The 237-nt window shown below is 60.8% G+C and carries 1 protein-coding gene; it reads right to left on the bottom strand.

Annotated elements, in window-relative coordinates; all coding sequences use genetic code 11:
- A partial coding sequence (locus OC610_RS29375) for a hypothetical protein (protein ID WP_264433388.1) occupies window positions 1-237 on the bottom strand: 237 nt, incomplete at both ends.

Below are 237 nucleotides of genomic sequence, written 5' to 3'. Positions count from 1 at the left end.
TGATAACTCATGTGCACCGACAACTGCCGCTCCAACCCCACCAGCAGCGTCAACGGATAGTTGGTCTGTTCCTGGGTGATCGGCGAACCAAAACGCAAACCATCCGGCGCGCCCTGCTCCAAGGCATCGGCAATCGGGTAGTTCTCGAACACCAGCAAACTGTCGAACAACGCGTCACCGCCCTGCCCGGCCCAGCGCTGGATGTCGAGCAACGCAGTGTGCTCGAACTCGCGCAGG

This window comes from Pseudomonas agronomica (assembly GCF_025917275.1).
Classification (GTDB): Bacteria; Pseudomonadota; Gammaproteobacteria; order Pseudomonadales; family Pseudomonadaceae; genus Aquipseudomonas; species Aquipseudomonas agronomica.
Note: the sequence above shows the minus strand (reverse complement) of the source record. Positions and strands in the feature narration are given on the sequence as shown.